Source organism: Streptomyces sp. NPDC058758 (assembly GCF_042746075.1).
GTDB lineage: Bacteria > Actinomycetota > Actinomycetes > Streptomycetales > Streptomycetaceae > Streptomyces.
Genome location: NZ_JBHYPS010000016.1, coordinates 43,850 through 56,262, shown reverse-complemented (window position 1 = coordinate 56,262; position 12,413 = coordinate 43,850). Strand labels below are relative to the sequence as shown.

The 12,413-nt window shown below is 77.0% G+C and carries 13 protein-coding genes and 1 pseudogene; 7 read left to right on the top strand and 7 right to left on the bottom strand.

The window, feature by feature from the left end:
- The first annotated feature begins 320 nt into the window (after nt 1-320).
- Nucleotides 321-1,742 carry a glycosyltransferase family 4 protein gene (locus ACFW6A_RS20475; protein WP_386478615.1) on the top strand — a complete coding sequence of 474 codons (1,422 nt, stop codon included), beginning with the start codon at nt 321-323 and terminating at the stop codon, nt 1,740-1,742.
- 130 nt (nt 1,743-1,872) lie between these two features.
- Nucleotides 1,873-2,373: pseudogene (locus tag ACFW6A_RS20470) on the top strand (AAA family ATPase); the annotation flags it as partial.
- Nucleotides 2,374-2,463: 90 nt separating this feature from the next.
- Here ACFW6A_RS20470 and ACFW6A_RS20465 read toward each other — a convergent pair.
- A complete protein-coding gene (locus ACFW6A_RS20465) occupies nt 2,464-2,799 on the bottom strand; it encodes a hypothetical protein (protein WP_386641765.1) in 336 nt (111 codons plus the stop codon).
- A 121-nt stretch (nt 2,800-2,920) separates the two neighbouring features.
- On the opposite strand from ACFW6A_RS20465, the gene ACFW6A_RS20460 reads away from it, so the two are divergent.
- Together ACFW6A_RS20460 and ACFW6A_RS20455 are read left to right on the top strand one after the other, a co-directional pair.
- Nucleotides 2,921-3,622, top strand: coding sequence for a glycosyltransferase (locus ACFW6A_RS20460; protein WP_351850398.1), 702 nt, complete (start codon nt 2,921-2,923; stop codon nt 3,620-3,622).
- Between the two features lie 151 nt (nt 3,623-3,773).
- Entirely contained in the window at nt 3,774-4,874 is a 1,101-nt protein-coding gene (locus ACFW6A_RS20455) for a glycosyltransferase (RefSeq protein WP_351850396.1), read from the top strand.
- Between the two features lie 76 nt (nt 4,875-4,950).
- On the opposite strand, the gene ACFW6A_RS20450 is transcribed toward ACFW6A_RS20455, so the two are convergent.
- A complete protein-coding gene (locus ACFW6A_RS20450) occupies nt 4,951-5,358 on the bottom strand; it encodes a TetR family transcriptional regulator (RefSeq protein ID WP_351850395.1) in 408 nt (135 codons plus the stop codon).
- Nucleotides 5,359-5,603: 245 nt separating this feature from the next.
- On the opposite strand from ACFW6A_RS20450, the gene ACFW6A_RS20445 reads away from it, so the two are divergent.
- Complete coding sequence (locus tag ACFW6A_RS20445) at nt 5,604-5,843, top strand: GNAT family N-acetyltransferase (RefSeq protein ID WP_351850438.1); 240 nt, start codon at nt 5,604-5,606, stop codon at nt 5,841-5,843.
- A gap of 88 nt (nt 5,844-5,931) precedes the next feature.
- Nucleotides 5,932-6,435, top strand: a complete 504-nt coding sequence (locus tag ACFW6A_RS20440; RefSeq protein ID WP_351850393.1) for an N-acetyltransferase — start codon at nt 5,932-5,934, stop codon at nt 6,433-6,435.
- Between the two features lie 43 nt (nt 6,436-6,478).
- Here the strand turns inward: ACFW6A_RS20440 and ACFW6A_RS20435 are convergent, their stop codons facing one another.
- Complete coding sequence (locus ACFW6A_RS20435) at nt 6,479-6,769, bottom strand: WhiB family transcriptional regulator (RefSeq protein WP_351850436.1); 291 nt, start codon at nt 6,767-6,769, stop codon at nt 6,479-6,481.
- Nucleotides 6,770-6,957: 188 nt separating this feature from the next.
- Complete coding sequence (locus ACFW6A_RS20430) at nt 6,958-7,956, bottom strand: helix-turn-helix domain-containing protein (RefSeq protein WP_351850392.1); 999 nt, start codon at nt 7,954-7,956, stop codon at nt 6,958-6,960.
- A 143-nt stretch (nt 7,957-8,099) separates the two neighbouring features.
- Between ACFW6A_RS20430 and ACFW6A_RS20425 the strand changes: the two genes are divergently transcribed.
- Entirely contained in the window at nt 8,100-8,939 is an 840-nt protein-coding gene (locus ACFW6A_RS20425; protein WP_351850390.1) for a dienelactone hydrolase family protein, read from the top strand.
- Nucleotides 8,940-8,986: 47 nt separating this feature from the next.
- Here the strand turns inward: ACFW6A_RS20425 and ACFW6A_RS20420 are convergent, their stop codons facing one another.
- From ACFW6A_RS20420 to ACFW6A_RS20410, 3 genes are all read right to left on the bottom strand, one after another.
- Nucleotides 8,987-10,642 (bottom strand): ADP-ribosyltransferase domain-containing protein, encoded by a 1,656-nt coding sequence (locus ACFW6A_RS20420; RefSeq protein ID WP_351850389.1) that lies wholly within the window; start codon nt 10,640-10,642, stop codon nt 8,987-8,989.
- An 82-nt stretch (nt 10,643-10,724) separates the two neighbouring features.
- The gene (locus ACFW6A_RS20415) at nt 10,725-11,507 is read right to left on the bottom strand and encodes a macro domain-containing protein (RefSeq protein WP_386641759.1); all 783 of its coding nucleotides are present in this window, start codon (nt 11,505-11,507) and stop codon (nt 10,725-10,727) included.
- Nucleotides 11,508-11,578: 71 nt separating this feature from the next.
- Complete coding sequence (locus tag ACFW6A_RS20410) at nt 11,579-12,247, bottom strand: class I SAM-dependent methyltransferase (protein ID WP_386478638.1); 669 nt, start codon at nt 12,245-12,247, stop codon at nt 11,579-11,581.
- Nucleotides 12,248-12,413: the final 166 nt, after the last annotated feature.

Below are 12,413 nucleotides of genomic sequence, written 5' to 3'. Positions count from 1 at the left end.
CGCCCCGGCGGTCCGAAGGCCCCCGCCCGCCGCCCGGGCCGTCCCGACCGCCGCGCCTCGGACCGGGTGCTGCGGGCCGCGCCCGCGGTCCGCGCCCCGGCCGGACACCGGCGGGCCGCGCCGCGCAGGCGCAGGCGCGGCCGCTCCGCGGGCGCCCGCTCCGGGACCCGGCGCCGCTCGTCCGGTCCGGGCGCCGCCGACGGCGCCCCGCCCTCCGCTCCACCGCCCCCGCCCGCTCCGCGCCGTCCTCGCGGTGAGGGCGGCCGCGCGTGCCCGCAGCCCGCCCGGTCCCGCCCGCCCCGGCCCTGCGGGGTGGCGTCATGACCGCGGGGAACCTGTCACAGCTCGCCCGGGCCGACGTCCTCCTGCTGAACCGGCGGGACCCCTGGCACCCGGAGGCGGGCGGGGCGGAGGCATACTGCTTCGAGCTCGCCCGCCGGTTCGCCGCCTCCGGTGCCGAGGTCACGCTGTTCACCGCCCGCTACCCGGGGTCGGCGCCGGCGAGCACGGCCGACGGCGTGCGGATCCTGCGCGCCGGCGGCGTGTACGGGGTCTACCCGGCGGCCGCCGGCCACCTGCTGCGCCACCGGCACGCCTACGACGCGGTGGTCGACTTCCAGGACGGGATCCCGTTCTTCTCGCCGCTGTTCGCCGGCCGCGGGACCGCCGCGGTGCGCGTCATCCACCACCTCCACCGGCAGCGGTTCGACGACCGCTTCCGGTGGCCCCTCGGCGCCCTCGTCCGGCGCCTGGAACAGCGCGTGGGCCGCGCGGCCTACCGCGGCCGTCCGGTGGTCGTGCCCTCGCCGTCGACCCGCGAGGCCACCCGGCGGGACCTGCGGCTGGCCAATCCGGTGTACGTCGTGCCGAGCGGCAGCCCCGCGCCGCCGGGGCGCCCCGCCGCTCCCCGCGCCTGCACCCCCACCCTCGCCGTCGTGAGCAGGCTGGTCCCGCACAAGCGGGTCGAGCTGCTGGTCCGCGCGGTGCCCGCGCTGCTGCTCCGCTACCCGGACCTGCGGGTCCACGTGTGCGGCGACGGTGCCGAGCGGGGCCGGCTGCGCGCCCTCGCCGCCGGCACCGGGGCGGCCGGGGCCGTCACGTTCCACGGTCGGGTGGACGAACGGCGCAGGCAGGAGCTGCTGGCCCAGGCGTGGCTGGCCGTCGTCCCCTTCCCGGCCGAGGGCCGGGGCCTCACCGTCATCGAGGCCAACGCCGCCGGCACCCCCACCGTGGCCCGCGACGTGCCGGGGCTGCGCGACGCGGTGCAGCACCGGCGCAACGGCTGGCTGCTGACCTCCGACACCGACCTCGCCGAGGGCATCGCGGAGGCCCTGGAGGAGCTGGGGGACCCGGTCGTGCGGGAGCGGTTCGCCGCGGGCTGCCGCGCCTGGGCGGCCCGCTTCTCCTGGGACTCCAGCGCCGAGCGGCTGGCCGCCGTGGTGCTGCAGGAGGGCCGTCGGCTCCGCAGGCACCGCAGGTCGCGGCGGCGGCCGAACGACCTCACGGCGGCCGGGCACTTCCGGGCCGCCGACGGCGACGCGATGGAGCGCTCCATCCGGCGGGTGCTGCGCCAGACCGACGACTACGCCCGCCGGGGCGACGAGTTCCGGCTGCTCCTGCACGACTGCGACGAGGTGCGCGCGGTCCGGGCGCTGCGGCGGCTCGGGGTCCACGACGGCTCCGTCACGCTCGCCTCCCGGCGGGACGTGCTCCTCGGCACGGGGCGGGAGCCCGCGCCATGACCCCCGTACGACGGTCCCCGGCCGGGCGGCGCACCGGGTCCGTCCTCCGACGGGGCGACCGGCGCCCCGTACCACCGCCGCTGCCGCGCGGGGGGCCGGTCGCCGCGAAGAAGCCCGGGAGGGCCGCCTCATGACCAGGGCCGCAGCCCCGTTCGTCGTCGCCGTGTCGGGCCCCGGCGGTGTGGGGAAGTCCACCCTCGTCCGCCGGCTCGCGCCGCTGCTCCGGGAGGACGGGTTCGCCGTGGTCACCGCCCGCCGCCGCGGGTGCGCGCGGTGCCGGCGGGAGGACTCCGGGGACCGCCGGGCCCGGACGGGCGGCCTCGGCCGGGGGCTCCGGGAGGGGGCCCACGGGTTCGTGGACGCCGTCGGGCTGTCCCTGCGGCTCGCGGCGGCGCGCCGCAGGGCGGTCCGGCTCTCCCGGGGGCGGCCCGCGGTCGTCCTCGCCGACCGGGGTCCGCTCGACGGGCTGGTCGCGTCCGACCCCGTCCCGGGCGGCTTCCTGGCACGCCGGTTCCTCCGGTCGGCGGGCCGCTGCGACCTCACCCTGCTCCTGGAGGCCGAGCCGGACGTGCTGCTGGCCCGCGATCCCGACCACACGCGCGCGGGGCTGGACGAGGCCGGGCGGCGCTACCGGCGCTGGGCCGGTGCGCCGGCGACGCCCCCGGTCCGGTTGCGCTCCGGTCCGGCGCCCCGGTCGACGGCCGACGAGGCCCTGCGTCTCCTACGGCAGCGCCTGCCGGTCCCCGGCCGGGCGGCCGGCCGCGCCCGGGTGGTGCTCTCCGTCTTCGACGACCCGTTCGACGACCCGGGCGAGGAGCCCCGCCGGGACGCCCCGGACGGGGCGCGCCGACGGGGCGGCGACGCCGTCGTCGTCGGGGAGGTCGCCCGGCGGCTGGCGGAGGAGTTCGACGTCACCGTCGTGACGGCGGGTTCCCGCCGGGCCGTGCCGGCTGCTGTTCCGGGCGCTGCTGCCGCTCGCCGCCCGCCGCATCCCGCACGACCTGTGGCTGGAGAGCCTCACCCCGCCGCTGCCCGCCGGTCTCCTGCCGCTGTTCACCCGGGCCCCCGTCGTCGGCCTCGTCGGGGACCGCCGGGTCCGCGACGGCGCCCGGCGGCGCGCGGACCGCGTCCCGCTCCTCCTGCCGGAACGGATCGGGCTGCGCCGCTACCGCGCCCTGGTGGTTCCGGACGACGCCGGCGCGGCGGCCCTGCGGGGGGCCGGCCGCCGGACGGCCGTCGAGGTGATCCCCCACGGCGTGGCCCGGCGGGCGGACGGCGAACGGTCCCACGACGACGGCTTCGTCCTCCTCCTCGGGCGCCTGGACCTCCGGCGGAAGGACGTCGGCCTGCTCCTGGAGGCCCACGCCCGGGCGGGCCCGGCCCCACCGCTGCTGATCGCCGGCGACGGCACGAGGGCCGAGGAGCGCCGGCTGGACCGGCTCCTGGCGCGGGAGGGGCGGGGCGGGGACGTCCGCCGGATCGGGCCCGTCGCCGGGGAGCGCAGGGAGCGGCTCCTCGCCGCCTGCTCCTTCGTGGTGCTGCCGTCGCGGCGCGGGGATTGCGGTCCGGTGGCCCTGGAGGCCATGGCCCACGGCAAGCCCGTGCTCCACTTCGACCTGCCGGAGCTGCGCTGGACCGGAGCCGGCGGGGGCGTGGCCGTAGCGGCGTACGACGTCGACGCGCTGGCACGGGCCATGCGCCGACTGGCCGCGGACTCCCCCTGGCGGCGACGGCTGGGCCGCGACGCGCTCGCCGCGGCCCGGGCCCGTCCCTGGTCCCGGACGACCGACCGCTACCTGGCGCTGGTTCGCCGGCTGCTCGACGCCGCCCCGCCGTCCTCCGTCCCTCCCCCGCCCCGGCGCGAGGTGACCTCGCCGTGACCGGCCCCCGCCCGCCCTCCTCCGCAGGCCCAGCCCCGCCGGCCGTGCCCGGCGCGGTCGCGCCCGGCGCCGCCCGGCCCGCCGCGCCGCCGGTGTCGTCGCCGCCGTCGTCCGGCGGGTCCGCGCGGCCCGCCCCGTCCGGGAGCCCGTGATGGTCCCGGCGACCCGGCGGCCCCGCGTCCTCCTCGTCACCAGCGGTCCGCTGGACGGCCGGGACGACGCGGACGACGGGCTGGCCGCCGCGGTCGCCGAGGTGATGACCGACGTGGACTTCGTGTGGTTCTCCCGCCGGCCGAGGAGCTCCCGGCCCGCCCCCGTCGCCGGCGGCCGGCCCGTCCCCGTGTACTCCCGGGACGGCCTGCCGCACGGGCGGCAGCGGCTCCAGGTGGCCCTCCGCAGCGTGCCGCCGGCCCGCCGGGCGGACCTCGCCCACGTCGTGATGGCGCTCGGTCCCGGCTATCCGCGCTTCTCGCGCCTCTGGCCCCGGCTGATCGGCGGCACCCCCGTGCTGCACACGGTGCCCGGGGTGGTGGGGGCCGAACTGCCGCGCGGGGCCCGTCCGCTGGGGACCACGGTCGCCCTCTCCGAGGTCACGGCGCGCCGGCTGGGCCGCGCGGGCTTCGGCGAGGTGTCGGTCGTGCCCCCGATGATCCGGCCGGACCGGTGGCCGCTGGTGCCCCGGCCGGTCAACGGCCCGTCCACCGTCCTGGTGGCGGCCCACCACGACCCGTCGGGCGCCGCGCACGACGCGATCCGGGCCGCCGCGGTCGCCGTACGGGCCGGTGCGCGGCTGCGGCTGCTGCTGGCGCTGCGGGGGTGCCCCGGCCGGGACGCGCCCGCCCTGGAGCGGGCGCTGCGGGAACGGGCCGCGCGGGAGGGGCTGTTCGGGACGGAGGTCCTGACCCGCGTCGACGAGGTGCGGGGACTGCTGGCCGCCTCCGACGTCCTGCTCTTCCTGCCGCGCGCGTCCGGCGGGCGGGCCGACGTTCCCCTGACCGTGCTGGAGGCGCTGGCCACGGGGCGGCCGGTCATCCTCAGCGACCTGCCGGAGTTCGCCGGCCTGCGGGACGCCGTCCTGCGGACCCCGCCCGGCGACGCCCACCGGGCGGGCCACCTGCTGCGCCAGCTGCTCGACCGCCCGTGGTGGTGGCAGAGCCTCGCCGAACAGGGCCGGGCCGCCGTGCGGCGGGACTTCGCGCCCGAGCGCTTCCGGTCCCGTTACGCGAACCTCTACCGCCGGCTCCTGCCCTGAGCCGGAAGGCCGGACACCGGGCCGCGGCGCGGAGGCCGAACCGTACGCCCTCCGCCTCTCTTCGCCTCCCGTTCCCTCAGCTCCGCAGCAGCGCGAGCCGGTGTGCGACGGCTCCGGTGACGCGCCGCTCGTCGTCGGTGGCGAGGAGTTCGAGCAGGGCGCCCCGCAGGACGGCCGGCGCCAGGGTCCGGCGGACGGCGCCGGTTTCGCCGTCGCGCTCGGCCGGCGACTGGCAGTCGGCCAGGGTGCCGAGCCGGTCCTCGACCGTCGCCCGGGCGAACCCGGCCCGGGCGCCGTCCGGTTCGACGAGGGAGCGCGCGTACGCCTCGGCCCACAGCCGCAGCAGCGGCCGGTGCTCCTCCGCCGCGAGCCACGCCCGGACCCGCTCGGCGGCGGCCACCAGCCCCACGGGGTCCCCAGACCGCCGGGCCCGGTCGAGCAGCGCCACCTCGTCGGCGCGGGCCCGCGCCGGCAGGGCCCGCACCAGGCCGTCCTTGCTCCCGAAGAGGAAGAGCAGGACGCGCGGGCTGGAGCCGATGGCCCACGGCGAGGGCTACCAGCGACAGTTCGGCGAGACCACCGACTTCGAGGCCCTGGTCGCCGGGATCGTCGCCGGCTACGCCGCCCGGCACGGCCCGGCCCGCGAGGCGGCCTGGATCGCCGAACTCGACGGCCGCCGCGTGGGCTGCGTCTTCCCGGCCGCCGGCGACCGCCCGGCCCGGGCGAGGGCTGCGTCTCCTCCTGGTCGCCCCGGAGGGCCGGGGCCTGCGCCTCGGGACGCGTCTGGTCGGCGAGTGCCCGGCCTTCGCCCGCGAGGCCGGCTGCGGGCAGGTGAGGCTGTGGACCAACGACGTCCTGGTCGCGGCGCGCGGGATCCATCAGGACTTCGGCTTCGTCCTGGCCGACGAGGAGCCCCACCGCAGCTTCGGCCACGACCTCGTCGGCCAGAACCGGCCCCTCGGCCTCTGACCGGGCGCGGATTCCCGGCCGCCGGGCGGCCCGGCGGAGCCGTATCGTGGACGGTGCGCCCCCGCCCCCTCGCTCCCGGAGGCACCGCATGCCCCTCCGTCCCGCCACGGCCCGTGACGCCGGGCTCCTGTGGAACGTGCTGCTGGAGGCGTACAACTGGACCGGGGAGCGGCGCTTCACCGCCGAGCGGCTCGCCGCCGACCCGCACGCCTCCCGCTACCTCGCCGGCTGGCCCCGCGAGGACGACTTCGGCGTGGTCGCCGAGACGGGGTCGGGCGAGCCGATCGGGGCGGCCTGGGCCCGCTGCTTCCCGGAGGACGAGCCCGGCTACGGCTTCGTCGCGCCGGACGTCCCCGAACTGACCCTCGGGGTGCTGCCCGGCCATCGCGGGCGCGGCCACGGCCGCGCGCTCCTGACGGCCCTCGTCCGGTCCGGCCTCGACCGGCCCCGTCCCGCCACCCGGCTCAGCCTCAGCGTCGAGGACGGCAACCCCGCCGTGCACCTCTACGTCTCCCTCGGCTTCCTCCGCGTGGGCCGCAACGGCGGCTCGGACACCATGCTCCTCACCTCCCGGGCCGTGCCCGCCTCCTGACGCGCGCGTCCCGGACGGACGGGTTCCCACGCGCGGGGCGCCCTCAGGCGGTACGCCGCTCCGTGCCCGCCGACGCGCCGGCGGCGTGCTCGCGGCGGGCGGCCCGCAGCAGCCCGGCCCAGTCCCGGACGGTGGGCCGGCGCTTCAGCAGGGCGCGGCGCTCCCGCTCCGTCATCCCGCCCCAGACCCCGTGCTCGATCCGCCGGTCCAGCGCGTACGCGAGACACTCGGCGCGCACGGAGCAGCCGACACACAGCTCCTTGGCCTGGTTCTGGGCCGCCCCCTCGACGAACAGGTCCTCCGCGTCCGCCTCCCGGCAGAGCCCCGACGCCATCCAACTACCGTCCACGTGGTCCCCCTTGACCCGCACGCCACCCCTCCGGTGATCAGTGGCGCTCCTTGATCAGGCACGCTACGTAGGCATGTGCTGCGGGTCTACACCTCGCCCCGCCCTTCGCCCCATCGGGTGACACCCGTACGCATTTCCGGCCACTTTCCGATCGGGCGGGGACGAGATGCGCGCTACGGGCTTCTTCCGTCGTCCGCGGGGGCCGTGCGGCGGGCGGCGCGGTACGCGCTCGGGCGGCGTCCCGTGTGGCGGGTGAAGAGGGCGGCGAAGGTTCCGGGGTCGCGGTAGCCGACGTCGGCGGCGATGGCGGCGACGGTGCGGTCGGTCGTCTCCAGGAGGTGGACGGCCCTGCGCACGCGCGCGCCGTGCAGGTACGCGAGCGGGGTCCGGCCCGTCTCGGCGCCGAAGCGGCGCAGCATGGTCCTGGTGCTGACGCCGAACTCGCGGGAGAGGGCCGGCAGGTCGTAGCGGGCGGCGAGGTCCTGGTCGAGCCGGCGCATCACGGTCGCCGCGAAGGCGTGCCCGGTCGCCGGGAGGAGGTCCGTGTCGACGTACGGGGTCTGGGTGGAGCGGGTGTCGTCCAGGAGGGCGACTCGCGCGGTGGCCCGGGCGGCGCGGGGTCCGTCGTGGTCGCGGACCAGGCGGAGCGCGAAGTCGTACATGGCGCTGAACGCCGCCGTGGTCGTCACGCCGCGGTCGGTCACCACCAGGTTCTCCCCGCGGACCCGGACGTCCGGGTAGCGACGGGCGAAGCGGTCGGCGTGCAGCCAGGACGTGGTCGCCTCGCGGCCGCGGAGCAGTCCGGCCTCCGCCAGGAGGAAGGCGCCGACGCAGATCGACACCACGGCGCCGCCCCCGGCGGCGTGGGCGCGGATCGCGGCCAGTTCCGGGGCGAGTTCGGCGAGTGCCGCGTCCGGGTCGAGGGCGGGCGGCAGGTCGAAGCCGGGCACGACCAGCACGTCGAAGGGGCGGAGCGCCGAGACGTCGAGGCGGGCGCCGCCGGAGGCCCGCACGCGCCTGCGCGGGGAGACGACGGAGGTCTCGTACGACGGCTCGGGCCGTCCCCGGGCGGCGGTGACGTGCGCGGCCATGGTCAGGAGGTCGGGCACGCCGTACACCTCCGACGCGAAGCAGCCGGGGTAGGCCAGGACGCTCACGCGGAGCGGGTTCATGCGGACCTCCGACGGACGACGGATGCGACGGGTGCGAGGGGGGCGAGCGGGATGAGGGGGCGGGGGCGGGGTGGCGGTATTCCCCGGTGATCCGGCGATATCGCCGGTTCACCGGGGGACAGCGTCCCGCCATGCTTCCCGTCATGGCAACCATGCGGACGCGGGGGCGGGACGACGACCCGCTGGACGACTTCGAGTGCAGGGACGTCGAGGTGGAGGGGGTCGGCAAGCGCGTGTACGTCTCCGGGAACGGGCCGGCGGTCGTCCTCATGCCGGAGATGCCGGGCATCAGTCCCGATGTCGCCCGGTTCGCGCGGTGGGTCCGGGACGCCGGCCTCTCGGTGTACGTGCCGTCCCTGTTCGGCGTCGACGGGGCCTACCCCCGGGCCGAGGCGGCCGGGACCGTGATGCGGCGGGCCTGCGTCAGCGCCGAGTTCCGGGCGTTCGCGGGCGGCGGGACCAGTCCGGTGGTCGGGTGGCTGCGGGGGCTGGCGCGGGTGGCGCACGCCGAGCGGGGCGGGCCGGGGGTCGGGGCCGTCGGGCTGTGCTTCACCGGCAACTTCGCGCTCTCGATGACCCTCGAACCCTCGGTCGTCGCGCCCGTGGTCAACCATCCGTCCCTGCCGCTCGACGACCCCGCGGGGCTCGAACTGGGCGAGGAGGACGCCGCGGCCGTGGCCGGGCGCGTCCGGCGCGAGGGACTGCGGGTGCTGGCCTACCGCTTCGAGGGCGACCGCTGGTGCACGGGCCGCCGGTTCGCGGCGTACCGTGCCCTGCTCGGCGACGCCTTCGACGGCCGCGTCCTGCCCGCCGAGGCGGCGAACGCCGATCCGCCGCCCTTCTTCCGCGAGGTCGTCGGCTGTGCCCACAGCGTCGTCACGGCCCATCTGGTGGACGCCGCCGGCCACCCCACCCTGCGGGCCCGTGACGAGATCATCGCCTTCCTGACGGAGCGGCTCGGGGTGACGGCGGCGCCCGGGTGACGCCCGGCCGGTGCCGGGCGCCGGGCGGAGCGAGGGCGGAGGGCGGGTCAGGAGACGAGGCGGGTGTCCAGTTCCCTCAGCTTGACGGTGCACAGGCCGCCGCGTTCGGCCTTCACGTCGGTGACCTCCAGCTGGGTGCCGGGGGCGAGGATGTACTCCTCCTCTCCCGTGAAGGCGGAGAAGCTGCGGATGCCCACGGCGCGGGCCGGCGTCACCTCGAAGAGGGTCCGCTTGCCCCGGCTGCCGAGGAAGGAACGGGCGACGCCCAGTTCCGAGGTGCAGGAGGAGACGCCCCACCAGGTGACCGTCGAGCCCGGGGGGTACTGGCCGCGGAGGTCCAGGGCGACGCCTCGCCACAGGGGCTCGGTGCGGACGGGAAGGGACTCCACCGCGGAGAACAGCAGGCGGAGGTAGGGCAGGTAGGGCACGACGCGGGCGCGGTCGGGCGAGCGGAGGACCGCGTTGACGGTGCGGTAGAAGCCGGACTCGCAGGTGTAGAGGTAGAGCGCGGCGACGGCGTCGGCGGAGAGTCCGGCGCCGGCCGGTTCGTCGGCGCGCAGCTTGCCGAACGCGCGGGAGCGGTCGATGTGCCCGCCGAGGCCGCGCAGGATCCGGGCGACGGGGGCGACGGCGTCCTCGAAGGACATCAGCGGGGTGTCGAACACGCCGGTGAGCGGCGGCAGGACGTGCCCCTCGTCGCGGACGCTGGTGAGCCGCTCCAGGTACAGCTGGTGGAGCTCCATCGTCGAGGCGATGAAGGCGCCCATGCGGGCGGCGACGTCGGCGTCCGGGGCGGAGCCGGCCCCCGGGGCGGAGCCCGTGCCCGCGGCGGGGCCGGCCGGGGGCTGGTTCCAGCCCTTGCTCGGCAGCCAGTCGACCGCGTCGGCGCCGAGGGACATCAGGGCGTCGTTCACGGTGGCGAGGTGGTCGCCGTCGCAGAACAGGTCTCCCTGGGCTGCCGGGTTGGCGTGGTCGATGTGCCGGACCTCGACGCCCGGGTAGTCCTTCTCCAGGCGCTGGACGGTCTTCTTGAGGCTGCGGGCGTGGGCGCCCCACCAGGCGAAGACGACGCCCCGGTCCTCCGGGTCCTCGGCGTCCTGCTTGGCGCGCAGGATCTCCTCGACGATCCGCTCGGCGACGGGCCGCCAGAAGGCGGTGTGCCGGTCGGTGGCCATGGCGCCGTCGCCGCTGGCGGTCAGCGAGGCGTTGAGGAGGAGGACGCCCTGGGTGAGCATGGCCTGGAACCACTCGGGCGGCTGGACCGTGTCGCGCTCCTTCAGCAGGGCGCGGACGTCGGCGATCGGGGTCTTCTTGACGATGCCGTACTTCCACATCGCGGCCGCCTTGATGAGGCAGCGGATGCTGACGACCCGTCCGAACTGGCTGTCCTTCCAGTCGTTGAAGGTGTTGTCGAACATGGCGATGCCGGTGGCGCTCTCCGGCCGCGGGTAGGGGTTCTGGCCGAAGACGACGACCTTCCACTTGTGCGGCGGGTGGGGCTTGAGCGCCTGGAAGGTCAGCTCGCGGACCGGTACGACCTGCGGGCTGCGGCCCGGGCCGATGAACAGGTCGGCGTCCGGGCGGGCCTCGATGACGGGCTTCAGGACGGGCAGCCACGGCTCGCCGCCGCCGGTGAAGAGTCCGGTGAGGGCCAGCGGGTCGTTCGGGTCGGGCTGCGGCGCGGAGGGGGCGGCTTCGCTCATGGCGGGGGAACTCCCGAGGGTCGTGCCTGCGGGGTGGACGGTGCCTGCGGTGGGCGTCGCGGAGGCGGCCGGAGCGGTCTCGTCAGCGGCGAAAGGGGTGCCCTTCGGCGAGTGCCCCTGGGGCAGCGGCTCCTTTGGCGACGGCTCCTTTGGCGACTTCCCCTTTGGCGACGGCTCCTTTGGCAGCGGCTCCTTCGGCCGGCGTGCCGCCGGGCGGCACGATCCGCACGCGGGTCGTGGGCGGCGTCCGGTCGATGGCGGCGAGCTGGGCGGTGATGGTGGCGCGCAGCTCGTCGTCGTCCTGGAACCAGTGGTCGTGGAAGAGGGTGTAGCCGGTCCACATCAGGTTGGCGCACACCCGGGCCGGGACGCGGCCGGTGCGGGCGCCCATCCCGACCAGCGCCACCGAGCGGATGCTGCCGGGCGCCTTCCGGTTCTGCCGGTGCACGGCCTGGAAGGCCGCCGCGCAGGCCATGGCGACGTTGAGGGTCTCGCTCACGTTCTGCGAGGAGGCCACCATCGTCGGCGTCGAGATGACGAAGCGGGGCACGGTCGCCCCCGACGGGACGCACACCGCGCTGCCGACCGGCATGCTCCCGTCGAACCGGTCGCGGATCGCCCGCCGCACCCGCAGCTGGATCCCCGCGCCCAGGTGGCGCTTGATCGCGGCGTCGACGCCGCCGTCCATCCGGCCCGCCGCGTTCGTCGGCGAGACCCACGCGTCCACGTCCTCGTCGAGGATCGAACCGCGCCGGATCTCGATCCCGGGCACGTCCGCGAAGGCGGCGCGCCAGGCCTCCACCACATCCGCGCTGACGTCCGTCAGCACCACCCGCAGCGCGGTACCCACCCAGCCGTCGGTCATCGAAGCCCCCTGTCGGAACGGTCTTTCGCAACACCTCCGAAACTAGTGGGCACCACTGACAACGGCCGTCCTCAGCGGGTCCTCCGGGCCATCACCACCACGCCCGGCCCGACGAACTCGTCGGCCGGAAGCCGGAGTTCGGCCACGACGTCCAGGCCGGCCGCCTCGATCAGCGCCACGAACCCCTCGGGTCGCCACTGGTGCGTCGTCCAGCGCACGGGCACGCCTCCGTAGGCCTCGGTGCGCAGCAGGTCGTCGTCGCCGACGTGGGTCGCGGCGATGAAGTGGCCGCCGGGCTTCAGGGCCCGGGCGAAGTGGGCGAGCACCTGCGGGAGCACGTCGCGGGGCAGGTTGAAGAGCGACCACCAGCCGAGCACGCCGCCGAGGGACTCCTCGGCGAGCCGGAGGTCGGTGGCGGAGGCGACCTCGAAGCGGCAGGCGGGGTACAGCCGGCGCGCGTTCTCGATCATCCGGGGCGAGAGGTCCACCCCGGACACGTCGAGGCCCCGCTCGGCAAGGTAGGCGGTGACGGTGCCGGGGCCGCAGCCGACGTCGAGGACCGGTCCGAGGCCGCTCACGGTGTCGGCGAAGGCGTCGATCGAGGCCTTGAGCCAGGGGACGGTGCGGATGTCTCCGATGCCGGTGTTCAGCACCATGTCGACGTAGTTGTCGGCCACCCGGTCGTAGGAGTCGCGGACGGCGTCGAGGTCGGCAGGCCGGTCGATGGGATGTGCGCTCATCGGGCCACCATAGAACGGCCCGCCCCGCGCGGAAGCGGCCGGTGACCGGGCCGGAAGGAGGCCCCGTCCTATGCCCGGGGCATCGTCTTCCGGCGAAAGCCCCTCATTCCCCGCCCTCTTGGTGTCTAGTGGGAGTCGTCCGCGATCACCACCCGGTCCGGGGCGT

What these genes read in the sequence shown, in the direction of transcription:
- ACFW6A_RS20455 (WP_351850396.1), top strand. Translation starts at nt 3,774, where the DNA reads ATGGTCCCGGCGACCCGGCGGCCCCGCGTCCTCCTCGTCACCAGCGGT.
- ACFW6A_RS20410 (WP_386478638.1), bottom strand. Translation starts at nt 12,247, where the DNA reads ATGAGCGCACATCCCATCGACCGGCCTGCCGACCTCGACGCCGTCCGC.
- ACFW6A_RS20420 (WP_351850389.1), bottom strand. Translation starts at nt 10,642, where the DNA reads ATGAGCGAAGCCGCCCCCTCCGCGCCGCAGCCCGACCCGAACGACCCG.
- ACFW6A_RS20425 (WP_351850390.1), top strand. Translation starts at nt 8,100, where the DNA reads ATGGCAACCATGCGGACGCGGGGGCGGGACGACGACCCGCTGGACGAC.
- ACFW6A_RS20430 (WP_351850392.1), bottom strand. Translation starts at nt 7,956, where the DNA reads ATGAACCCGCTCCGCGTGAGCGTCCTGGCCTACCCCGGCTGCTTCGCG.
- ACFW6A_RS20435 (WP_351850436.1), bottom strand. Translation starts at nt 6,769, where the DNA reads ATGGCGTCGGGGCTCTGCCGGGAGGCGGACGCGGAGGACCTGTTCGTC.
- ACFW6A_RS20440 (WP_351850393.1), top strand. Translation starts at nt 5,932, where the DNA reads ATGCCCCTCCGTCCCGCCACGGCCCGTGACGCCGGGCTCCTGTGGAAC.
- ACFW6A_RS20475 (WP_386478615.1), top strand. Translation starts at nt 321, where the DNA reads ATGACCGCGGGGAACCTGTCACAGCTCGCCCGGGCCGACGTCCTCCTG.
- ACFW6A_RS20415 (WP_386641759.1), bottom strand. Translation starts at nt 11,507, where the DNA reads ATGACCGACGGCTGGGTGGGTACCGCGCTGCGGGTGGTGCTGACGGAC.